The sequence below is a fragment of the Rossellomorea aquimaris genome (assembly GCF_008180865.1).
Lineage (GTDB): Bacteria > Bacillota > Bacilli > Bacillales > Bacillaceae_B > Rossellomorea > Rossellomorea yichunensis.
The window spans coordinates 291,513-316,466 of the sequence record NZ_VTEX01000003.1 but is presented as its reverse complement, the minus strand read 5'-3'; the positions used below and the strand labels follow the sequence as shown (position 1 = coordinate 316,466).

Genomic DNA, 24,954 nt, shown 5'->3' with positions numbered 1-24,954 from the left:
TCATGGACGAAAATATTAAAGAGCATGTGGATAGGCTCCTTTCCTACATGAAGGAAGAAGCATACAAGCCATTGACGGTACAGGAGCTTGAAGAAGCATTCGGAATTGAAGGGTCCACGAACTTCAAGGAATTCGTAAAGGCTCTTGTCGTAATGGAAGAGAAAGGGCTGGTCGTACGCACAAGAAGTAATCGCTACGGCTTACCTGAAAAAATGAATCTGGTAAGAGGGAAAGTATCCGCTCATGCAAAAGGATTTGCGTTTGTGATACCGGAAGAATCAGGAATGGACGATATCTTCATCCCTCCTAATGAAACGAATAACGCCATGCACGGCGATATAGTATTAGTAAGAGTGTCTACTTCTTCTTCAGGTTCCAGAAGAGAAGGAACCGTTGTAAGAATCGTAGAGCGCGGTGTCGACCAAATGGTTGGGACGTTCACGGAAAGTAAACATTTTGGATTCGTCATTCCGGATGATAAGAAGTTTGCGAGTGATATCTTTATCCCAAAGTCTGCTCAAATGGGTGCAACGGAAGGACATAAGGTCGTCGTGAAATTAACTTCCTATCCTGAAGGGCGCAAGAGTGCAGAGGGTGAGGTCATTGAAATCCTTGGTCATAAAAATGATCCCGGAGTCGATATCCTCTCTATCATCCACAAACACGGGATTGACATCGAATTCCCTGAAGTAGTCATGGATCAGGCGAATAATGTGCCAAGTGAAATCGATGAATCAGAAATCCCGAATCGAAAAGATCTGCGTGACCAGACGATCGTGACGATTGATGGTGCTGACGCCAAGGACTTGGATGATGCTGTGACTGTAACGAAGCTTGCCAATGGAAACTATAAGCTTGGGGTACATATTGCTGACGTAACGTATTATGTAAAAGAAAGCTCTCCGATTGACCAGGAGGCTTTTGATAGAGGTACATCCGTATACTTGGTCGACCGGGTCATCCCAATGATTCCGCACCGATTATCAAACGGTATTTGTTCTCTTAATCCCAAGGTGGACCGTTTGACTCTATCATGTGATATGGAGATTTCACCTGACGGGGATGTCGTGAAACACGAAATCTTCCAAAGCGTCATTAAAACAACCGAACGAATGACATATTCAGATGTGAATAAGATTCTTGTGGATAAAGATGAAGAACTTCGTAAAAAATACGAGCCTTTGGTAACGATGTTCGAGGAAATGGAAGACTTGGCACAGGTTCTCCGTACGAAACGCATGAAACGTGGAGCCATCGACTTTGATTTCAAAGAAGCGAAAGTGCTTGTCGATGAAGAAGGAGAACCGACGGATGTGGTCCTGCGTGAACGTTCGGTAGCCGAAAAGCTGATCGAGGAGTTCATGTTAGTGGCAAATGAGACGGTTGCTGAGCATTTCCACTGGATGGAAGTACCGTTCATCTATCGTATCCATGAAGATCCGAAAGAAGATAAGCTGCAGCGCTTTTTCGAATTTATTACAAATTTCGGCTTGATTGTAAAAGGTACAGCCAATTCGATCCATCCACGGGCTCTCCAGGAGATTGTAGAGGACGTACAAGGGCAGCCGGAAGAAATGGTTGTATCGACAATGATGCTGCGGTCCATGCAGCAAGCGAAATACGATCCTGAAAGCTTAGGCCACTTTGGACTGGCGACAGAGTTCTATACTCATTTCACATCACCGATCCGTCGTTACCCTGACTTGATTGTTCATCGCTTAATCAGGACTTACCTGATTGAAGGCAAGATTGATCAGTCAACAAGGGAAAAATGGGGCGCGCAAATGGGTCATATCGCTGAGCACACGTCAAGCCGCGAGCGACGAGCGGTAGATGCAGAACGTGAGACAGATGAGCTGAAAAAAGCAGAATATATGGAAGACAAAGTGGGAGAAGAGTACGACGGTATCATCAGTTCCGTTACGAACTTCGGAATGTTTGTCGAACTCCCTAACACAATCGAAGGTCTTGTCCATGTGAGTTATATGACGGACGACTACTACCGGTTTGATGAGCGTCATCTTGCCATGATCGGTGAAAGAACGGCAAACGTATTCCGGATCGGAGACGAGATCACAGTTCGTGTCGTGAGCGTCAATAAAGATGAGCGAGCCATCGACTTTGAAATCGTAGGAATGAAGAATAATCGCAAGGAACGTGAAGACCGTGTCCGCTCGATCCGCTCTGATAAAGGAAAATCGGACCGTGGGAAATCGAATCGATCTTCAGACCAAAAAAAGGACGGGGAATGGTCAACGCGTCCACCGAAAAACAACAAGAAGAAAAAGACGAATAAGAAACACTTTGAAAATGCACCTCGAAGCAAACGCAAAAAGAAGAAATAAAGGTTCAGGGGCAATGGGATAACCTTTGCTCCTTTTCTTTTCGAAGTGTAACAATACAATTTTTCTCGAGAATATGAGATAATAATGAGTAAACCAACGGAAATGACTAGGGGGATTCCAATGCCAAAGGGAGAAGGCAAGCTTATTGCCCAAAACAAAAAAGCGCGTCATGACTATGCCGTAGAAGAAACATATGAGGCGGGTCTTGTGCTGCAAGGAACAGAAATCAAAGCGATCCGTGGTGGCCGTGTAAACTTGAAGGATTCTTTTGCCCGTGTCCAAAATGGAGAAATTTTCGTTCATAATATGCACATCAGTCCATATGAACAAGGAAATCGATTCAATCACGAACCTCTCCGAACACGTAAACTCCTGCTTCATAAAAAGCAAATCAATAAACTGATCGGTGATTCCAAAGAAGCAGGGTACTCAATCGTTCCTTTGAAGCTATACATCAAAAATGGTGTAGCAAAGCTTCTGATCGGTCTCGCCCGTGGTAAGAAGAAGTATGACAAACGTGAAGATCTGAAACGAAAAGAAGCGAACCGCTCTATTCAGAGAGAACTGGCTCAGCGTCAAAAAGGGATGTAATTGTACAGATTTCCGGAATCTGACATTTGCAATTATCTCAGGATTTGTTATACTAGTAGATGTCGCGAGGTAATCAAGCGGCTGTAAGAACAATTGAATAAGTGACTTACACGCTGAACTTATTCTTTCCCGTTCTTCCCTTTCTATCATGGGGACGTTACGGATTCGACAGGGATAGTTCGAGCTTAGGTTGCGAGCCGTGGGGATCGTCCACGATAAAACGTCAAAGCCAATAATAACTGGCAAAACTAACAATAACTTAGCTTTAGCTGCGTAATAGCGCTTTAGCTGTTCCTCCCTCCATCGCCTATGTGGTAGGGTAAGGGACTCACTCTTAGTAGGCTACGCCGGAGTCCACCGTCTGAGGACAAAGGAAGAGACCAATCAGACTAGCTGCACGGACGCCCGTCGATAGGCAGAAGCTGCAGTGAACTTGCGAATATATCGACTACGCTCGTAGACGCTTAAGTGGCGATGTTTCTGGACGTGGGTTCGATTAGTTATAGTCGCCTTATGTGGCAACACATAAGTGAAAATTTGGCTTTATCGGTGAAACCTAAGTCACACACAGTGTGATAAGGCAATGCCGAGCGGTATGTGGAGCAATCCAACAGCCGTGTATCGACTTATAGGCTGCCGAAGTTCGGTAGTACTAGGATGCGGAATTTATATCTCTCAACAGGTAAATCTATATTTCGCATAATACGCCAAAGGACCTCTACTACAGGTTCAAGATATAGTCAGTGCCATGTCGAAAGCATGGAAGTGCACGTCCCACCGTCTCCACCAAATACATATTTGGTGGTTTTTTATTTTTTATAATTTGAAAAACTCATCTTCAAATATTAATTTTGCTTAAGACATTCTGGAGTGTATTTCCCATTTCTAGTTGTTACTCTATCATAATGTTTAATGATCCAGTCCGCACGTTTTCTCTTTTTTTCTACTTTAAGAAAAGGCAGAACGAATTTCAATATGTCTAGAACTTGATTTTTAGTCTTAATGGTTAATGTAAAGGAATTCTGATGACGAGCGGGACGGTAGTTTTTCTTTTTAGTAATGTGTCCGTTTGTTAGACTTTTGAGGTATTCTAAAAGTTCTAGGTCTGTCGAGGCGATAGTAATACAAGGTCTCCTATGTTCTTTATCATGCATACGTGTTAATGTAATTGAACCTTCCCCGTCGATAATCCCAGCAAGATAAGCTGCTTCCCAATCTTTCAATCCTTTCAACTCCTATCATTTAACCTTACTCTTTTCTTAATTGCTCATTTCCATCTTAATTAATGATTACCCATACAGTGGTTGAATTAAATACATAATATAGAATTTATATAATAATAAGTTTTAACGAATTGAAACGAGTTTTTCAAAAGTGATTCTAGGGATATCTACAAAATATACCTAAAGTATTTAGAATAAACATCCTTTTAATTTTCACAATAATCAACCTATAAACCGCTCTCAAAATTATTCTCAAATAATTTTGAGAGTTATTTTTTTGAGTTGTGAGCATTTCTTTCCAACATTGTTACCGTTCTGTGAATAAACTTCGACGAAATTTCGAAAATCTGTTTAAAGTGCAGTGAAACAAGGGTACCTTTTAATAGAATTTGATAGTATAGGTCTACAGTGATAAATCCGACATAAAGGAAGGTGAATTCCCTATGTTTAATAAATTCAAGCCATACTTGATTGTGTTGATCAGTCTGGTTTCATTATTTTTCATCATTATATTCAGTTCGGGAAGTGAAATGATCATTCTCGATCCTAAAGGACCTGTTGGGGCCCTGCAGAAAGATCTGATCATGCTGTCAATCTACTACATGCTTGGCATTATGGTTGTCGTTCTTTCCTTCTTTACTGTTATTCTCCTAAAATATCGTAGCAGTAAAAAGGATAGTGATTACAAGCCCGAAATGCACGGGAGTACGAAATTAGAAATTATATGGACGCTTATTCCAGTATTGATTGTAATTGCCTTGTCTATCCCAAATACAAAGGCATTATATGAATTAAGGGAAGCCCCAAAAGCAACGGCTCATAAAGATCCGATTGTGATCCATGCCACTGCTGCTGACTGGAAGTGGATCTTCAGTTATCCGGAGGAAGGGATTGAGACCGTTAATTATATCAACGTTCCCGAGGATCATCCGATTTTATTCAAAGTGACGGCTGCCGATTCCATGGCTTCTTTCTGGGTGCCGCAACTTGGCGGGCAGATTTATGGGATGCCGGGAATGGTGAATGATTTATACTTACAGGCCGATGAGCCGGGTACTTATGATGGAAGAAACTCAAACTTCACTGGTGAAGGAATGACACACCAAAAGTTTGATTTTGTTGCGTTAGAAGAAGAGAAGTATAGAGAGTGGGTTAAAGATTCTCAGGAAAATGAGCCGAAATTAACCGAAGAAACATATGAAAAACTCATGCTGCCTGACACGGTTGATAAAATGACCTTTTCATCCACTCATTTAGCCTTTGTTGACCATGGGAAGAACTCTGAATATGCCATGGCGATCCGTGAGAAATACGGTGTGGAGGCATCTTCACACGGTGCGGATAAAGATGCTGAATCAAGTCACGGAAATCATGGCGATCACGGAGACATGGAAGATCATGATAACCATGAAGACCATGATGGAATGAAAGATCATGAAGACCATGACGAAGAAGAGCATAAAGATCATCAAAATAACGAAGGACATGAGCACTAAGAAAGGAGGACTCTAGATGTTTGATTTTATTAAAGATAATTTAATCCTCAATGATCCGTTGATTCTTGGAGCCAACATTTCCATCGTTTTCACCGTAATTGGGATCGTTGCGACCCTTACGTACTTTAAAAAATGGAAATGGCTTTGGAATGACTGGATCACGAGTGTTGATCATAAAAAAATCGGGATCATGTATATCATTGCTGCATTGATCATGCTCTTCCGCGGAGGAGTAGATGCCCTTTTAATGAGGGCGCAATTAACGGTGCCTAACAATGAATTTTTATCATCACAGCACTACAATGAAATCTTTACGACTCATGGTACAATCATGATTCTATTCATGGCGATGCCATTTCTATTGGGATTAATGAACGTCGTCGTTCCCCTGCAAATCGGGGCAAGAGACGTCGCCTTTCCATTCCTGAATAACTTAAGTTTCTGGTCATTCATGTTTGGGGCGATCCTTTTCAACATGTCATTCGTATTCGGTGGATCACCGGATGCCGGATGGACGAACTACGCACCATTGGCGATTGAAGGGAGTCCCGGACCGGGAATTAATTATTACCTCCTTGGCTTGCAGATTTCCGGAATTGGTACGTTATTAACGGGGATCAACTTTGTTGTTACGATCATCAAAATGCGTGCACCAGGCATGACGCTTCTTCGTATGCCGATGTTCACGTGGACGACATTGATCACAGCATTCATCATTGTATTTGCTTTCCCGATCTTAACGGTGACATTAGCGTTGATGACGTTTGACCGATTATTCGGTACCCATTTCTTCACGCTGACAGCAGGCGGGAATCCGATGCTCTGGTCGAATTTATTCTGGTTATGGGGTCACCCGGAAGTATATATCGTTATTTTGCCTGCTTTCGGTATTTTCTCAGAAATCATTGCAACATTTGCAAGAAAAACATTGTTTGGTTATAAATCGATGATTATATCACTTGTTGCAATCTCAGGGTTAAGCTTCGTTGTGTGGGTTCACCATTTCTTCACGATGGGCGGAAGCGCTGCGGTTAACAGTGTATTCTCGATTTCGACGATGGCGATTGCCATACCGACCGGGATCAAGATATTTAACTGGTTGGGTACCCTTTATAAAGGACGGATTGAATTTACCGTCGCCATGATGTGGTCGGTTGCGTTCATTCCGACCTTCCTGATCGGTGGAGTGACAGGGGTCATGCTCGGTATGGCTGCAGCTGACTTCCAATATCACAACAACTACTTCCTGGTTGCTCATTTCCACTACACGCTGATTGCCGGTGTGGTATTTGCCTGCTTCGCAGGACTCGTGTACTGGTATCCAAAAATGTTTGGACATAAGATGAATGAACGCATAGGGAAATGGGCTTTCTGGTTCTTCTCTATCGGTTTCAATGTATGTTTCTTACCTCAATTCGTATTAGGATTTTCCGGTATGCCAAGACGTGTGTACACATACGGGCCAGAAGATGGCTGGATGGCATTGAACGTCATCTCTTCTGTCGGGGCTTTCGGAATGGGAGTAGGGTTCATGATCATCGTCTATAACGTTTACTACAGCTACCGTTTTGCAAAACGGGAACTATCAGGGGATGCTTGGGATGGACGTACGCTTGAATGGGCGACTAGTTCGGCGATTCCACCTCATTATAACTTCGCACATGTTCCTGAAGTGAAGAGTGCGGATGCATTCTACTATATGAAGCAAGAAAGAAAAGAATCCGGTAAGCCGGAAAAGGTTGAGTATAAACCAATCCATATGCCTAGCAATGCAGGAACACCATTCATCATGTCCGGGTTATTCTTCGTTGGTGGATTTGGCTTGGTGTTTGAACTGTGGTGGATGGCGATACTGGCCCTTATCGGTATCTTCGGTTGCATGGCATACCGTTCACTATTTTCGCACAAACAGGATGCTGGTTATTATGTAAGTGTGGAAGAAATAGAAAAAACTGAAAATCCGTATAAGAGGGAGGCGTGAATATGGCACATAGTACGAATGTAGATCCAAATACGCCACTTGAATATCAATCGGAGATCGGCAAACTGAATATTTTTGGATTCTGGGTTTTCCTGGGTGCGGAAGTAGCTCTATTTGCCACTATTTTCGCGACATTCTTTGCCCTTGAAAGCGGCACGGTTGGAGGTCCGCTTCCATCTGAAGTGTTTGATCTGAAGAATACAATCATCATGACGTTACTATTATTAATCAGTAGTTTCACGTCAGGGTTATCAATAAATGAATTAAGAAGAAGAAATGTCAAAGGGATGATGGTCTGGCTGATCATCACATTGCTCTTTGGCGCAGGGTTCCTTTACATGGAAATAACGGAATTCCTTCACCTGATCCATGAGGGAGCCGCCATGGGAACCAATGCATACTGGTCTTCTTTCTATCTATTGACCGGTACGCATGGTCTACACGTATCATTAGGTATCCTATGGATAATACTTGTGATGTTCCAGGTGAAAAGACAAGGGTTAAATCCAGATACCGCTAAAAAACTATTTGTATCCAGCTTGTATTGGCACTTCTTGGACTTTGTATGGATCTTCGTGTTTACAAGCGTGTACTTACTAGGGATGGTGGGATAATGGATCACAATACAGCGAATCATAGTCGTATTCCTTGGACACAGATCATTGGTTTTGTCTTATCGATTGCATTGACATTCTTAGCCGTTTGGTTCGGACTATACGCAGGACTGGCATACAATGTGATGGTTGCTCTTGTATTTGTTCTTGCTTTTATCCAGGCGGCAATCCAACTGTTTATGTTCATGCACGTAACAGAAGGAGAAGGCAGATGGCAGGTAGGAAAAATGATGTCAGCTGCATTTATCGCCCTTGTAATCGTACTTGGATCAATCTGGGTATTGAGCAATATGCATTAAAGATTGATAGAAAGAGGTTGTTGAATTTTATTTCAGCAGCCTCTTTTTTTATTGGCTTTTTTCGCAAAGTCTGGTCTGGTCAGAGAGTATACATAGGTCAAAAGGTTGGTTGACAAGTGTAATCTCATATTCATATAATATCAATGTGCGTGATAATGATAATCATTATCACTATAGTTGAATGAACAGGGGGATTGACCATGATTAAAACAGTTAATGAATCAGAATTCTTCATTATAAAAGGAGACAAGGCAGACAATTTTTTGTTCCGTCCGGTGGATTTTGAACGGGATTTGTCCACTCTCCATGAATGGATGCATCAACCTCACATTGCCCCATTTTGGAAGTTGAACTTGCCGATGTCAGAGTTTAAACAATGGTTAAAGCAGTCTATCGAAGCAGATCATAAAGATATTTACTTAGGAACATTTAACGGCAAACCAGTATGCTATCTGATTGCATACTCCATTGAAAAAGATCCAATCAAGGATTTCTATGAGTATCGGAATGGAGATTTAGGAATGCACTTATTGATTGGTCCCAGGGAATATTTAAATAGAGAAGACGGACTTTCAATGATTAGATCCATGATCATTTTTTTATTTGATCACTATAAGGAAGCAAGAAGAATTATCGGAGAACCTGACATTCGCAATCGGATTGTGATTCCGATATTAAAAAAATTGGGAGGGGAAGTAATAAGCAAAATTGATCTACAGAATAAAAAAGCTTCGTTGATTGTGGGAGAGAGAGATTCGGTAATTGAGAAAATGAAGGATGAGAATATTCAGGTAGAGTGGCTGACATCTATGAATTCGCAAAGGAATGAATTAGTTTGATGAAAGTGAAGGCACCTCTTAATCCTCAAGTAAGCGAACTATTACATACTATTAGTGAGAAAATGAAAGAACTTAATCATCCCCCATTGGATATTCTGACTCCAGAGCAATCCAGAGAATACTATAAAAGTGCCAGAGAATTTTTCACGACAATTTCCATCGATGGTTTAGTGGTTGAAGATACCTTCATTCCTTCATCAGAGGGCCATGACATTCCGGTTCGAATCTATACACCAAGTGGAGAGGGTCCTTACCCTGTCCTCATTTACTCTCATGGGGGAGGCTGGGTATTTGGAGATTTGGATAGCGCAGATAACCTATGCAGGTATTTTTCTAAGCATGCCGGCATCGTCGTCGTTTCTGTCGGTTATCGACTCGCCCCTGAACATAAATATCCTTCAGCGTTTCAGGATGTAATTGAATCCATTAAATGGACATTTAGGAATGGGGAAAAATTAAAAGGGGACATAACTAAAATCGCCGTTGGTGGTGAAAGCTCGGGAGGCAATTTGGCGGCCGCTGCTGCCATATACTTCAGGGGTTCTGAAGTATACAAGTTGTCCCTTCAAGTTCTCATCACCCCGGTTATGGACTATAACCTTGACACACTTTCCTACAGAGAAAATCATACATACAATCTGACAAATGAAAAAATGAAATGGTTTTGGCAACATTATTTGAATGATCCTTCTGAAGGTTCGGATGTATATGTTTCACCTCTAAGAGTACACTCAATGGAGGGTTTGCCAGAAACCCTGCTTGTTACAGCTGAATTCGATCCTCTGAGGGAGGAAGGGTTAGCTTTCGGGGACCGTATGGAGAAGGCAGGGATTAACGTCGAACTGCTGCATTATGAAGATATGGTCCATAGTTTCATTAATATGATAGGAACGGTGGATGAAGCCAAACGTGCCCTGGATGAAATGACTTTAAAGCTTAAATGTATGCTGTACACTGTTGAAGAGAACGCATAAAAAAGGTTCCATTACCTTTATTTAACTAAAGGTAATGGAACCTTAATCATTTGTTTATTAAACTATTTACAAGTCTTCACTCTCATAGTTAAACTGCCACTGAATGCCAAATTTATCGGTAACCTGACCATACAACTTACTCCAGAACGTTTCCTGAAGCTCCATATCCACCTTACCGCCTTCTTTCAATTTGTGGAAGCGGGTCGTCAACTCTTCAGTATCTTTGCTTACCAGAGCAAGGGTGATATTGTTTCCTTCTACAAAAGGCATATCAGGAAACACATCTGAAAACATGACGTTGCTGCCATCGATTGTCAGTCTTGTATGTAATACCAGGTTCTTAGCTTCTTCAGGAAGGGGATAATCAGGGTGGGGAGGTGCCTCTGCAAACGTCATGATCTGTGGTGGCTCGGTACCGAATACCTCTGCATAATACTCAACAGCTTCTCGACAATTCCCATTAAAATTCAGGTAAACATTGACTGACATGTCTATCACTCCTATTGATTATAATGACTACATTTTTAATTGTATCATCATCCTATCAATACTAGTTATAAAAAAATGAATAATCAAAAAAATTTACAAAGAGGAAGCGAGATTTTGCTTCAGATCCTGAGACACTTCGTGGATAAAAAGGGTGTCATAAAATATTGTTAAACCACAATATCTTTCATTCAAGCGTATTTCTTAAGAAATGCGTTTTTTTTATGGAGAGTAATGAAATTATTGGGGTTTTGGCATTAATCGTTGCCTACTGTGTCAGGAATTGATAAAATCATCAATTAGAGTAACTGTAATTCGAAAATGAGGAGAAAAAAATGATAAATGTCACTAGTGGATTTAGAATAGAAAAAGATTTTCTTGGAGAAAAAGAAGTTCCTGAAGATGTGTACTATGGAATTCAAACCTTACGGGCAGTGGAAAACTTTCCGGTTACGGGGTACAAAATCCATAAAGAGATGATCGATGCCTTAGCAGTCGTGAAGAAAGCGGCAGCACTGGCAAACATGGAAACCACACGTCTTTATGACGGGATCGGTCAAGCCATCGTGCAAGCTTCTGATGAAATATTGGAAGGGAAGCTCCATGAATTCTTCATCGTCGATCCCATACAGAGAGGGGCAGGGACTTCCATCAACATGAACGCTAATGAAGTCATCGCCAATCGTGCCCTGGAGCTCATGTCCCACCGTAAAGGGGAATATGGAAAGGTAAGTCCGAACAGTCATGTGAATATGTCACAGTCAACCAATGACGTATTCCCGACGGTGATTCATATTTCCACGCTGAAATTATTAGAGAAGCTTCTTGTCACGATGGAACATATGCTGAACGCCTTTAAAAAGAAAGCTCAGGAGTTTGATCACGTTATTAAAATGGGACGTACCCACCTGCAGGATGCTGTTCCGATTCGTCTTGGCCAGGAATTTGAAGCGTATAGCAGGGTGGTGGAGCGTGATATTAAACGGATCGGACGAACTCGGGATCACCTCTATGAAGTAAATATGGGGGCGACTGCAGTAGGAACTGGATTAAACGCGGATCCTGTTTATATCAAGAGTGTCGTGAAGCATCTGGCTGATATCAGTGGTTTGCCACTTACCGGGGCTGAGCACCTTGTCGATGCTACGCAAAATACCGACGCATACACGGAAGTTTCGGCTGCATTGAAGGTATGTATGGTCAATATGTCCAAGATCGCCAATGACCTGCGCATGATGGCTTCAGGCCCACGCGCCGGACTTGGTGAAATTTCATTGCCATCCAGACAGCCTGGTTCTTCCATTATGCCTGGTAAAGTGAATCCGGTCATGCCGGAACTGATCAATCAAGTAGCCTTTCAGGTCATGGGAAATGATCAGACCATCTCCTTGGCATCAGAAGCAGGCCAGCTTGAATTGAATGTGATGGAGCCTGTACTCGTATTCAACCTCCTTCAATCCATCAGTATCATGAACAATGCGTTCAGAAGCTTTACGGACAATTGTCTTGTGGGAATTGAAGCGAATGAGACACGTATGAAAGAGTATGTGGAAAATAGTGTGGGAATCATTACTGCGGTCAATCCTCACTTAGGATATGAAGTTGTATCACGTATTGCGAGGGAAGCTATTCTAAAAGGGAAGTCTGTAAGGGAACTTTGCCTGGAATATGATGTTTTGACTGAGGAAGAGCTTGATTTGATCCTGAATCCTTATGAAATGACGAATCCTGGGATTGCGGGTCGTGTGTTATTTGATCGTCATTGATATGCATAAGCGATGAAATATAGAGAAACCTTCTTTGTTAAAAGAGGAGTTTCTCTTTTTCTATTTATGAATCTTACTTGGGATATACCATATTACATTAAAAGGTAAAAATATATAATTATAAAAATTATATAGTTAATCCACATCTATAAGGATAGATACTTAACTATAATAGCTTATATGATATCTATTTCCCCTGTATAATGATAGATATATACAAGGGGGAAGTGACACGATGTCTATCGGCAGAATTATCTACTATCATCGAAAAAAACAAAATAAAACACAAGAGCAACTTTGCAAAGGGATATGTTCAACGACTCACCTAAGTAAGATTGAGAATAGTTCTAAAGAGGGGAACCTGGAAACATTAGAATTACTTTGTAAACGACTCGGTGTATCGATCGAAGAGGAAACGGCAAAAACGCTGTATTTAAAAAAGCAGTTGGCGCAATTCTATGAAGCGATCGAAAGACTTCATCGAGATCATGCCGAAAGACTATATCATGAGTTGGAAAAGCATAGAGACTATATTCAATGTACGGAAATGGTTTACTTATATGAACTTTACATGCTTCGATATCTATTATTCACAAATAACCCGACCGAATATGAACAGGCTTCTCTAGGATTAAAAAAGAATATGAGCAAGTTTTCTTCGTTTGAAAAATATCTCTGGGAGTTCTTTCAGGGGATCTATTATGGACAGAAACAGCAATATTCCAAGGCGATTATCATCTTTGATAAAATAGAGGGTAAAGCCGATCTGTATAGTGAAAAAGTGACAGATTATTATTATTATAAAGCGGCCAATCATGGGCTATTGAAGCATTTTACGTTGTCTCTTCACTATTCCCACAAGGCTTTGCGAATCTTTCAGAACACAGGGAATATCTTACGGATCCTTCATGTGAAAATAGGACTTTCAGCTAATTTAATTTATATTAACGATCTTGAACGCGCAGAAGTCCTGCTGCATACGGCCTTAAACGATGCAGAGATGTTAAAAGATGACGAAACGAAGATTACAGCTCTTCATAATTTCGGTTTATTAAATAAGAAAAAAGGAAGGCTTCAAGAGTCGTTAGAGTATTTCTCCAAGTCGCTCACATTGAAAAAGAAGCAAACAATCAGTTATTATGGCACATTGGTGGAATTGGTACAAGTATTGATGGAGTTGAAAGAGAATGAACGGGCGATTAATCTATTACAGGAACATCTAAGAGATATTAAAGATCAGCAGTCCAGTAAGTATGTAGAATTGATGGTGTTGTATTTAGATGCGATAAAGGATGACAAACGGCTTAGCGATTTTTTAATCGATCGTGGTCTGCCTATGATGAAACAATATGATCTCTATAAGGCCGCAACATTTTCGGAGCGATTAGCGGTATATTTTAAAGAAAAGGGAGACCTGATTTCTTCCAATCAATATCTTCATTTATCCAATGAACTATTAAAAAAATTGATCTTTAACCATAATGAACCAATATAAATGAAACGTTTAAGCAAGCAACTGTTAATGGTTGCTTGTTTTTGATTTTTTATGAAATTTAATAGGTGTTAAACACCCTTCTCGAATAGTAGGATATACCTGTTTTGTGAGATAGGAATATAACTATATAGGTATAATTACTTCTTCATTAGAAACTTTCCCAACTTTCACCCTACCCTGACCTCTTAAGTTACGCTAATGACTCCATGAAATGAACAGGAACTTGAGAGAAGTTTCGGGATGCGTAAAGAATTTTCCCAATTAACAGACTTATCAAAAAAGATTACTATTTAGGTTGTAAACAAATTTGCGTCACGGATGAATATCAGAGGGGGAAGAGTATGAATAAGAAGCGTTCAGCTAAAATCTTGACGGTTGCACTGGCTGCAAGTCTATTAGGTACATCAGGAATTCCATTTAACGTTAGGGCAGAAAATGCGCCTGGTACGTCTAAGTTCACACAGATAAAAGATGTAGAAGAGACGTTGATGAGTCTATCGGATGAGCAAAGAATGGCTCTGAAACAGATTGAAGCAAAACCGGATTTTGAAATCGCTCCGAATATCAATACGGAAAGTGAAGGGCTTGTTGATGTAATCGTTGAATTTAAACAGGCACCTGCCAAAGTTGAAGTGATGAAGCAGGCGGCTAAGGTAGCCGGTACGACTACTAAAGCAGCGGCTGAAAAGGTAGAGAAATCTCACAGTGAATTTAAACAAAACTTCCATTCTATGAAAAATAAAAAGAGTGCAAGCCCTGGATTACAAGAGGCGAAAATCAAGAAAGAATATCGTTCTGCCATTAATGGTGTAGCGATGTCCATCCCGGGAAATGAGATTGAGAGTTTACTGGATTCCGGGGTAGTGAAACGGGTATGGAAAGATGAAGAGGTTCAGCTTGATCTTCCGGATATGGAAGGGGAAGCTTCCGAATCGAAAATGATGGATAGTATCCCTCAAATCAATGTGGACAAGCTTCATGCTGAAAACGTGACAGGTGAAGGCATCAAGGTTGGGGTACTGGACACAGGAATTGATTATAACCACCCTGATTTAAAGGATGTATATAAAGGTGGATATGATTTCGTTGATAACGATAACGATCCAATGGAAGCAACCTATGAAGATTGGAAAAACTCCGGTCTACCTGAAATCAATCCAAATTCGGGATCTGCTTATTATACCGAACATGGAACACATGTGTCAGGGACCATCGCGGGGGACCAACAAAATTCGGTTGATTATGCCGTAAAAGGGGTAGCACCGAACGTAGACCTTTATGGCTATCGTGTTCTTGGACCATATGGATCGGGAGCGACAGCAGGGATCCTTGCAGGAATTGACAAAGCCATAGCTGATGGAATGGATGTCATCAATCTTTCATTAGGAGCGTCTACTAACGATCCATTATATCCAACCTCTGTAGCAGTTAACAATGCAATGCTATCGGGAGTGGTGACAGTTGTGGCGGCCGGGAACAGTGGCCCGAATGAAGGAACCCTTGGAGCTCCTGGTGCGGCGGCGCTCGGAATTACGGTTGGGGCAAGTGATTTTGCCATGGATATTCCTACCTTCAGATTCATGAGTGTTAATGGTGAAACATTTGAAAACGTCTTATTAATGGGGAAGAATTTTTCCGATGATTTAACCACTCTAGAAAATCAGTCCAAACAAGTGGTTTTCGCTGGACTTGGTTATGAAGCTGATTTCGAAGGGAAAGAGTTAAAAGGAAAAATCGCTCTGATTCAACGAGGGGAAATTACCTTTGTAGATAAAGTGAAACATGCGAAAGAAGCAGGGGCAGAAGCTGTTATTATCTACAATAATGCTGACGGAAATATTCCTTCTTATTTAGGGGAAGGTTCAGAACTCGTTCCGACCTTTCGTATGACAAAAGCTGATGGAGAGCATTTGAAAGGGTTGGGAGATAACGTATCCCTCACGTTTGGGGATTTAGCAAGCGTTCAAACTGAAGGGGACAACTTGGCTGCCTTCAGTTCAAGAGGTCCTGTGGGTGGCAGCTATGATATAAAACCGGATGTTGTGGCACCTGGGGTAGCGATCTTCTCAACTATTCCTGAATATATCAACAGTCCAGAAGAAGGAGTAGATTACTCTTCAGCCTATGCCCGTCTACAGGGAACTTCGATGGCAGCTCCTCACGTTGCAGGAGTGGCTGCCCTCTTGCTTGAAGAAAATTCAGAACTGACACCGTTTGATGTAAAAGCTGCCCTGATGAACACGGCAGAAGACTTGAATGGTGACGTATCCGTTTTCGAACAAGGAGCGGGACGAGTCGATGCCTATGAGGCGGTACATGCCGATGTATCCATCAAAGTGATGGATACAACAAAAAGTCTAAATGAAAATGGCAAAGAGGTAGAGATTGATGAAGAGACGGCATCCATCTCTTTCGGAAGTCACTACAAAGATGACAATGGAATTAAAGCAGACAGAAACATGATCATCGAGAACGATGGTGGAGAAGAAAAGTCATTCAAGGTAGAAGTCGAATACCATGGTGAACGTACAGGCATCAAGGATTCTGCCGAAAACGGTATTCATTTAGACTTTCCGACGAGTGTATCGGTTGCTGCAAGCGATTCGAAAGAGATTTCACCAACGATCACAGTTCCAGAAGATGCAGAAGAAGGCCGTTATGAAGGGTATATTCATTTGACGAATGCAAATGACGCGAGTGAAACGTACCAGGTTCCGTTTGCTATTCGAGTCACGGGAAAAGGGTTCGACTATCTTGAAACAGACCGGCCAACACTAGCAAATAATACACCAAAGTGGCAGTACTACAACCCGTTCATCACAGCAGCATTTCAAATGAAAAACCCGCTGACGAGGATAGACATTGTGGTGAAAGATGGACAATCAGGTGAAGCTATTGGATTCATTGCTTCCCTTCAACAAGCGAATGTAAAGCCTGACTACCGATACTACATTCCTTCTGTTTTTGCTGGAGTCGTTTATCCATTTACAAATGACGAACAAAATCCGATATCAGAACAATCCGTTGATTTGCCTGAAGGGGACTATGAATTAGAGTTCATAGGGTATGATGAAGAAGGAAAAACGTATACAATCGATACTCCTGTCATCGTTGACAATACAAAACCCCAAGTGACATTTGATAAAGCTCCTGATGTGTATGAAATCAGTGAAGATATGTACACAGAAGAGTTTGGGAAGAATGCATTCTGGATTCATGGAAATGTGCAGGACTCAACAGTAGGTGTTTTACAATTAAAAGGTATGGATTATGATCAATCATCGAACAAATTTTTGATAGCAACGGGATCCCGTGAGTATTATAATTGTTGTTTCCCTTCAGCGGATTCAGAAGGGGATACTCAGTTTGGAATCGAACCTTCTGATATTGCAGATGGACCATTAAGATTAAGTTTAGCTGGTGCTGATATGGCAATGAATGTAAATTACCAAAGATATATCTTCTTACAAGAGGGCACTGAGTATGTAACGTCTGACTACAACAAGAAAGAAGTCGGGATAGACGATACAGTGACCATGACTCTGAGCTTGAATAACGTAAAAGACCTTATTTCCGGAGAGTACACGATTCAATATAAAGGAGAAATGTACTCATTCGAATCGGCAAAGCTGAATGATGAATTTAAAGCCTATGCAGAAGAAAACGGACTTCAAGCATCACTTCAAGACCCTGTTGAAGGCAGTCCAGGATATTACCAGACCGTCAAAGTAGGAGCTTCATTGAACGGAGAAGGGTACTCAGGTTTGGATGGTGATATGCCTATGGTAGATGTTACGTTCAAGGTCAATAAAGATGACTGGTTTTATGGATATGACAAACTTGATGTAACACAGTCAAGTTACACAAAGGTCGGTGAAGATGAGGCGGTATCTCTTCCTTATTACAGCACTTCATCATTTGATTTCGTGTCCAAACATACAAGGATCGAAGGGTATATTAAACCAGAAGCATTTATGAAGAAAAGTGGTAGTGGCAATCTTACTTTACCCACTGGTGTTGCTCAAAATATCGGATCGAAGGTATACGCCTTATCACCGGCTGGTAAAAAATATGAAGGCAGCATCGACTCAAGAGGGAAATACACAATCGAAGGTGTTCCTGCTTCACGTGAGACATACAATGTCGTAGTGGAAGTCCCAGGACATTTAAAGACCTACACGCCATTCATACCTGGTTTTGAATTGAAAGGTGAAGAGTATGGAAGGTTCGTTTCAACAGGATCCAAGATGAATCTGGCGGGTGATGTCGATGGAGATCATATGATTGATATTAATGATGCCATCGTCACAGTCTTCTCTTACGGAAAAGAAGGGGTTGGAGTAAATAAAGGTGACCTGAACCAAGATGGCAAAGTAGATGAAACGGATCTGCGTTTGATCGAGAAGAATTTCTTAGAAAAAGGTCCAGATGCCAAAAAGAATAAAAAACCAAAAGAAAAACATGGCAAGGTGACTCTGGAAAAATTATTTCACTCAATTGGTCTTGAATTAGAAAAATAACAAAAATGGAAAAAGAGGTGTCCTATGGGGCCCCTCTTTTCTTGTATAAAGAAAATGCTAAGTTCACCAGAACGAATGATAACTCTGACTGATGGATTTATCAGCAATGAAAGACTAAATAAATTTGATGAAATTCCTCAGAAATAATATCATCTCAAATCTCTATAGAATGAAATGGAAACTAACTGGTTAGTGAGAAATGAAATCTTATAGTGCCCACAGAGGAAAGAAAGAATTAGAATGCGAATAGCAGGTGAGAAAAATGAATGCAACTTTATTTCAGAAGATTCAGCACTCTATGAAAGAGGTTGGATGGAGAAAAATAGACTTAGCACAACGCTCGGGGATTCATATGAGTGATATTAGTCGGACTTTCAATCACAAGCAACCACTTTCACTAAAACATCTAGATGCCATTACAAATGCTCTAGGGTTAGTGGAAGGTTCTCTTTATCCGTTTTATGTAGAGGAATGCTTTAACGAGAACCAATTATTGGACAAACGTAGAAGTATTCAGTTCCTGTATAAGTGTATAACGCTTGGTTATGAAAAACAGAAGAGTGATCTGTTGCTTATCATGACAGCAGAAACGTCAGACACGAACCGAACCAACTATTTGTCCTATATTTTTTCCGTCGCAGAGAAGCTATTAAAAGCGAAAAAAGAGGAGAAGGCGTTACCCCTGTACGAATTGATCATTAAAAATGAATCGAATGATTTCTCAACACAACTGGCAACCAGTTATTTTAGGCGATTTTACATTCTGAGAATGACTGAGAACGCACAAATGGCACTTACACATGTGTTAGAGCATCTGATGTGTTTGCCAAGAGAAGTTAGAATGGAAGCGTATTTATGGATTACAGCGTATTACTATCGACGTGAGCAATGGAAAGAAGTCCTGTATTACGCTGAGAGATTGGAAAACATGATCAAGGAGGGCGAGTATTATGCAAGAGCTCTAATGTATAAAAGTTTTGCATTGGTACGCCTGGGGGGTTCACTTGAAGAAGTATTGGCTCTTACTTCTCAATATGCTCAAGAAAACGAATATTTTGCTGAAATAGCCGCCGGCAACCGGTTTGCTGCTTATTTAGATTTTGGACATTTGGAGTATGCAGATGAGTATCTTGCTTGGTTAGAAGGTAGAGAGGATACGTATGTTGGTTTGCCAAAGGTGCTCGAGGCATATGTTCAATTGAACCGTATTGAGGAAGCGAAACGGCTTTTGGATTGGTATCAACATATCATTGATGACATGTCTTTTGGTGGAGAACTGTGGCTGAAGCAGAAAGTGAATTTAGATTTTCGGTACGCCTATGCTCTATACCAGTGTGAAACTCTACTATTGCCGGAAGGATTGGATGAACTATTGAATGTGGCGAATACAGCAAATCAAATAGGTAATATAGAGAGATTTAAAAAATGTCTTTTCATTTACTGGAAATACAGGAACCATGCGTCAGATGACCAAAGAAACAAATATATAAAACTGTTAGGTATAAATGAATACCAAGAAATATATTGAAGCAGTTATACACAGCACCATAGCTAATCTATTTTTTCTTAATAATCTCGGTAATTAAGGATCTATGATAAAGAAAATTAACAAACTGAAACTCTCTTGAATAAAAACTGAATTTGATGAAATTTTGCAAAAGTTAAATTCTATCAAATTTAAATAGTATGAATATATCACCAGATAAGAAAGAAGGGAAAAGACGGATGAAAAAGAGAATCACCAAAAATGTCACAATGTTGGCACTTAGTGCAGGTCTTGTAGGCAGTAGTCTAGCACCGGCCACACTATCACACCAAGTTCATGCAGAGCCCTCTTCAGGCATTGATCAAGTTCTGTCGAAGTTGACTCCAGAACAGCGTCAAGCGATTAAACAATTACAAACGAATGACCAAGGAGGACTGCAGTTATCTCCTGAGGTAGATCAAAAGAGTAATGATTCCATTTCCGTTATTGTTCAATTTAAAGACAAGCCGGAAAAGACAGCGGTGCTGGAAGCGGAACTCGAAGGGAAAAACCTGTCTAGGACAAAAGCAAAAGAAAAAGTAGATGCAGCTCATGAAACCTTTCAAAAAGACCTTCAAAAGATTTTCAAAAATGAGTTGAAACAAAAGAAATCATCTTTCAAAATTAAGCAGTCTTATAAGAATGCCTTTAACGGTGTTGCGATGACCATTCCTGCCAACAAGGCAAAAGAGTTGCTTGATTCTAAAGAGGTAAAGGCTGTTTGGAGTGATTTGGAAGTACACGTCGAGCCTCCTGTCACAGAACAAGAAAAATCAGAGAAAAATACAGAACCGAATAGGATGACCACGTTTCCTGGTATTGAAAGGCTTCATCACGAAGGATTCACAGGAGAAGGTGTGAAGGTAGGGATCCTCGATACTGGAATCGACTATAATCATCCTGATTTAAAAGATGCCTATAAAGGCGGATTTGATTTCGTGGATAACGATAATGACCCGATGGAAACGACGTATGAAGATTGGGTGAAAGCAGGAAAACCACATGGATCTCGAGACTATTTTACTCAGCATGGGACTCATGTGGCTGGAATCGTTGCCGGGCAGGGGGCGAACGAGTCTGACCTAGCGGTGACCGGAGTCGCACCGGATGCTGATATTTATGCGTATCGTGTGTTAGGTCCATTCGGTACTGGTAGCACCGGGGCGATATTAGCCGGTATCGACCAAGCAGTGGAGGACGGTATGGATGTTCTTAACATGTCTCTTGGTGCGAATTACAACGATCCGTTGTATGTGACGAGTATTGCCGTTAACAATGCCGTGCTTGCCGGCGTAACGGCAGTGGTGTCAGCAGGAAACTCAGGAAACAATATGTATACGCTTGGTTCACCTGGTACCTCTCCATTGGCGCTTACTGTAGGGGCCAATGACACTTCTGTCACGATTCCAACATTTAAAGGAACTCTTCATACAGATACGAATGTATCAGCAGATTTAAAGATGGTTGCAAGAGGGTTTGACGATAATATAGAAGAATTAAAAGGGCAGAATTTGTCGATTGTTGATGGCGGGACAGGTTCCTTTCCTGAAGATGTTGATGGTAAAGTTGTCCTTGCGGCACGTGGATATGTGGATCTTAATGCCATGATAAATAACGCTAAGAAAGGTGGGGCGAAAGCTCTACTTTTATACAACGCAATTCCGCTGCAAGATGTGTATTTAGGAGAAGGTTTTGACTCTATCCCTGTATTCTCTTTAAGCGATGAACAAGGAAACGCAATGAAGCAAGCACTGACTTCCGGCAATGCAACGTTCTCTTTTGATGAGCTTGTTGATCCAGTTGTGACCGGAGGGGATGTATTAGCTGACTTCAGCTCTCGCGGTCCGTCCCGGGTATTGTATGATATTAAGCCGGAAGTAACCGCACCGGGGGTATCTGTCATGTCGACAGTACCATCTTATATGCATGGAGAGGATCAAATTGGCAATTATCAATATGCCTATGAAAGTTTATCCGGTACCTCCATGGCTGCGCCAAATGTTGCAGGTGTAGCGGCTCTTTTAAAACAAACTGATCCTGACATGACACCTGCCGAGATCAAAACGAGGCTAATGAATACTGCAGCTCCATTAAATGGTGAATATAGCGTATTCGAAGTGGGTGCAGGACGTGTAGATCCGTATAAAGCGATTCATGCACAAACAAACATTCAAGTAAATGACGAGACCGAAACAAGTGATGGAGGAGCAAAGACTCTTGCAGATGAGGGAATCCATACGATTAAAGATACGACCGGTGCCCTAAGCTTTGGCGCACATGCTCCAGATGGAAAGCATTTAAGAGAGACCCGATCTGTCGCGCTCTACAACAACAGCAATGAAACGAAAACCTTCGATGTGAAAGTTGAGTTCCAAACACTTGAGGAAAGGTTTGAGGGCGATTATTCTCGTGTAGCCAACGATGCGGTAGCCAACGGTGTCACGCTGGAGACAAAAGATACATTGAAAGTGAAGCCAGGTAAGAAAAAGAAAACGGCGGTGACAATGTTAGTTCCGAAAACGGCCGAACTAGGAAATTATGAAGGCTATGTGGTGTATACAAATAAAGACAATCCGGATGAAATGTATCGCGTTCCATTTGGCATTCATACAGTGGAAGAAGGCATTGATCATATTGAGGCAAGTCCGCCTGCCTTTACGGTAGCGAATGAGCATGGCTTTAATGGAATAAAATGGTCAGTCGCTCTTATGTTCCAATTAAAATCTCATATGCGTTCACTGGATCTATTCCTTGTCGATCCAAAAACGAATGAAGAATTTGGATTCCTTGGCTCTTTTGACGGTATGGGTGCAAATGAGAATATTGAATATCGCCTGGGCGGTGCAATGAACGAAGGGTTTTACTATCCGTTAACGGGAGACCCGGAAAACCCGGTTGCGTATGATACGGCACAAGTCGAACCAGGTTTATACAAAATCAAAATGGTAGGTACAAATGATACAGGGAAAACCTTTACTGCAGATACACCGGTTTACTTTAACGTTACGCAGCCAACACTCGACCTCAACGTGGACTCTGGTGTGTATGAATATAGTCCGGATCAAACAACAGTCCCATTAACCGGTTCTGTTTACGATCCAGGTGTGGAAGAAATGAAAGCTGCTGGTATGGATGTGACTCAAGCCAATAATAAATTTGTTTATCAGTATGGTAGATTCGCCACTGAAGTTCCATTAGATGCTGAAGGAAACTTTTCGACAGAGCTCACACTGAGCCCAGGTGTATCAGTGCTACCAGTGAAAATGTATGCAGAAAATATGGCAACAGTGCAAAACTACTCTAGTTTTAAACAGGTATATTATGTGAAAGAGGGTACTCAGTACGGAACTGCTATTCCGGATAAAAAGAAAGTAACAGCGGGTGATACTGTGACGTATACCCTTTCGATGAACAATATGGAAAACATGAAGCAAGCAGAGTATTCATTTATAAATCCATTGTCAACATTTGCTGAGGTGGTAAGCATTAAACCACATGAGACATTAAATGGGAAAGTGGATATTCAGACCGTGGATACGGATGTAGAAATAGATGGGGCTACGGCGACAAAAACAGACATTACCGCGACATTAACTGGCGATGCCCCACAAACAGGAGTAAACGGAACGACTCCGATGGTAGATGTCACATACAAAGTGAAAGAGGATACTGGCAGTGGTACTCTTAATTTAGAACAATTCAAAACATCGTATACTAATACAGATGATACGGTGAAATCCGTAGATGGTATTTCAATTCCATATCGGGTGGAACGAACGCATTCCGTTTTGAAGTCATGGGTTTATGGAGAAGCATTTAGGGTACCTGTTTACCCGGAGTTGGATGAGCCATTATCGAATGTCGATTATGTAAAGGCGGGCGCAAAGGTGAAAGTAACAGATGAAACAGGAAAAGAGTATGCTAACAACCTTGGAGAAAGTGCCATAACATATTTTTTCAGATCTGAATTGCCGCTTACGGATAAACCATTCACATTAGAAGTAGATCTGCCTGGACATTTCACTGTGAAGAGAACCTTTACAGTCGGGTTGAAAGAAGATGGTGAAATCAAGCCATTTACTAGAATTCAATATTTTCAATCTGCACATGCGGGAGATGTGAACAAAGATAATGTAATTGATGTGAATGACGCACTTTACATTCAATCTAACTGGAATACAGACAAACGCGAAGCAGATATCAACTTTGATGGAGTAGTAGATGCAAAGGATATGCAATTTGTAATCAATAATTACTTGATTCAAAATCCTTGGATGGATAACTCTCCCGAACCGGTGAAAACACATAACGGACATACATTAGAAAGTGTGTTAGAGGAATTAAATATTCAGTAAGGAAAAGGCAAGAGCAACGGCCAATTGGTCGTTGCTTTTTTTTGAGAAAAATCTTCTTGGTGGCAAAATGGACGACGGATCAAATGTGAGGTATCTACCACAACTTTCAAGCAAATTCATCAAGAAGATAACAGATAAACTATACAGGCACTAATCATTTCCAATGTAATATGATTAATATAAGGGAGTGATGAAAATGCCTTGGCAACAAAAAATCAGATATTTAACAGGTCAGCCTGTAGGAATTTCATTAACAAATGGGCAGGGAACATCAGGGGTTCTGTGCGGTGTCTCGGAGTCCAAGGTTCTTGTTATTGAATATTTGTATCAAGCACAATTCGCCCTGAAACAGTATGATTATTATATGATTCAAGATATTAATGGATTTCCACCTTGCCAGAACAGCCAACCGCTTTATTAACATACTCGTCCCTCTTTGGAGGGT

General features: G+C 41.1%; 16 protein-coding genes and 1 other RNA gene. 15 read left to right on the top strand and 2 right to left on the bottom strand.

Features of this window, described 5'->3' with window-relative positions; genetic code table 11:
• The first annotated feature begins 2 nt into the window (after window positions 1-2).
• The 3 genes from rnr to ssrA all read left to right on the top strand — a co-directional run bounded on the left by rnr (window position 3) and on the right by ssrA (window position 3,435).
• The gene (gene rnr / locus FZC88_RS14210; protein WP_148995351.1) at window positions 3-2,345 is read left to right on the top strand and encodes a ribonuclease R; all 2,343 of its coding nucleotides are present in this window, start codon (window positions 3-5) and stop codon (window positions 2,343-2,345) included.
• A gap of 120 nt (window positions 2,346-2,465) precedes the next feature.
• The gene (gene smpB / locus FZC88_RS14205; protein WP_044338267.1) at window positions 2,466-2,936 is read left to right on the top strand and encodes an SsrA-binding protein SmpB; all 471 of its coding nucleotides are present in this window, start codon (window positions 2,466-2,468) and stop codon (window positions 2,934-2,936) included.
• A gap of 158 nt (window positions 2,937-3,094) precedes the next feature.
• Window positions 3,095-3,435: a transfer-messenger RNA gene (ssrA, locus tag FZC88_RS14200) on the top strand.
• Window positions 3,436-3,781: 346 nt separating this feature from the next.
• Here the strand turns inward: ssrA and FZC88_RS14195 are convergent.
• Window positions 3,782-4,159 carry an LAGLIDADG family homing endonuclease gene (locus FZC88_RS14195; RefSeq protein ID WP_148995350.1) on the bottom strand — a complete coding sequence of 126 codons (378 nt, stop codon included), beginning with the start codon at window positions 4,157-4,159 and terminating at the stop codon, window positions 3,782-3,784.
• Between the two features lie 443 nt (window positions 4,160-4,602).
• Here FZC88_RS14195 and qoxA point away from each other — a divergent pair, with 443 nt between their 5' ends.
• The 6 genes from qoxA (at window position 4,603) to FZC88_RS14165 (ending at window position 10,362) form a co-directional block, all read left to right on the top strand.
• Entirely contained in the window at window positions 4,603-5,655 is a 1,053-nt protein-coding gene (gene qoxA, locus FZC88_RS14190) for a cytochrome aa3 quinol oxidase subunit II (RefSeq protein ID WP_148995349.1), read from the top strand.
• Window positions 5,656-5,671: 16 nt separating this feature from the next.
• Window positions 5,672-7,636 (top strand): cytochrome aa3 quinol oxidase subunit I, encoded by a 1,965-nt coding sequence (gene qoxB / locus FZC88_RS14185; protein ID WP_148995348.1) that lies wholly within the window; start codon window positions 5,672-5,674, stop codon window positions 7,634-7,636.
• 2 nt (window positions 7,637-7,638) lie between these two features.
• Window positions 7,639-8,250 (top strand): cytochrome aa3 quinol oxidase subunit III, encoded by a 612-nt coding sequence (qoxC, locus tag FZC88_RS14180; RefSeq protein ID WP_148970166.1) that lies wholly within the window; start codon window positions 7,639-7,641, stop codon window positions 8,248-8,250.
• On the top strand, window positions 8,250-8,549 hold the full coding sequence (qoxD, locus tag FZC88_RS14175; RefSeq protein ID WP_148995347.1) for a cytochrome aa3 quinol oxidase subunit IV: 300 nt from the start codon (window positions 8,250-8,252) through the stop codon (window positions 8,547-8,549). Before qoxC ends, qoxD begins: the two co-directional genes overlap by 1 nt.
• Window positions 8,550-8,749: 200 nt before the next feature.
• Complete coding sequence (locus tag FZC88_RS14170; RefSeq protein ID WP_148995346.1) at window positions 8,750-9,388, top strand: GNAT family N-acetyltransferase; 639 nt, start codon at window positions 8,750-8,752, stop codon at window positions 9,386-9,388.
• Window positions 9,388-10,362, top strand: a complete 975-nt coding sequence (locus FZC88_RS14165; protein WP_148995537.1) for an alpha/beta hydrolase — start codon at window positions 9,388-9,390, stop codon at window positions 10,360-10,362. Before FZC88_RS14170 ends, FZC88_RS14165 begins: the two co-directional genes overlap by 1 nt.
• A 66-nt stretch (window positions 10,363-10,428) precedes the next feature.
• Here FZC88_RS14165 and FZC88_RS14160 read toward each other — a convergent pair whose 3' ends face one another.
• Entirely contained in the window at window positions 10,429-10,851 is a 423-nt protein-coding gene (locus FZC88_RS14160; RefSeq protein ID WP_148995345.1) for a VOC family protein, read from the bottom strand.
• A gap of 332 nt (window positions 10,852-11,183) precedes the next feature.
• Between FZC88_RS14160 and aspA the strand changes: the two genes are divergently transcribed.
• From aspA to FZC88_RS14130, 6 genes are all read left to right on the top strand, one after another.
• Window positions 11,184-12,614 (top strand): aspartate ammonia-lyase, encoded by a 1,431-nt coding sequence (aspA, locus tag FZC88_RS14155; RefSeq protein WP_148995344.1) that lies wholly within the window; start codon window positions 11,184-11,186, stop codon window positions 12,612-12,614.
• 235 nt (window positions 12,615-12,849) lie between these two features.
• Window positions 12,850-14,109 carry a helix-turn-helix domain-containing protein gene (locus FZC88_RS14150; protein ID WP_148995343.1) on the top strand — a complete coding sequence of 420 codons (1,260 nt, stop codon included), beginning with the start codon at window positions 12,850-12,852 and terminating at the stop codon, window positions 14,107-14,109.
• 341 nt (window positions 14,110-14,450) lie between these two features.
• A complete protein-coding gene (locus FZC88_RS14145) occupies window positions 14,451-18,629 on the top strand; it encodes a S8 family serine peptidase (protein ID WP_148995342.1) in 4,179 nt (1,392 codons plus the stop codon).
• Between the two features lie 262 nt (window positions 18,630-18,891).
• Entirely contained in the window at window positions 18,892-20,157 is a 1,266-nt protein-coding gene (locus tag FZC88_RS14140) for a helix-turn-helix domain-containing protein (RefSeq protein WP_148970158.1), read from the top strand.
• Window positions 20,158-20,354: 197 nt separating this feature from the next.
• On the top strand, window positions 20,355-24,509 hold the full coding sequence (locus FZC88_RS14135) for a S8 family serine peptidase (RefSeq protein ID WP_187443392.1): 4,155 nt from the start codon (window positions 20,355-20,357) through the stop codon (window positions 24,507-24,509).
• Window positions 24,510-24,705: 196 nt separating this feature from the next.
• Window positions 24,706-24,930, top strand: a complete 225-nt coding sequence (locus FZC88_RS14130; protein WP_148995341.1) for a hypothetical protein — start codon at window positions 24,706-24,708, stop codon at window positions 24,928-24,930.
• Window positions 24,931-24,954 lie beyond the last annotated feature (24 nt).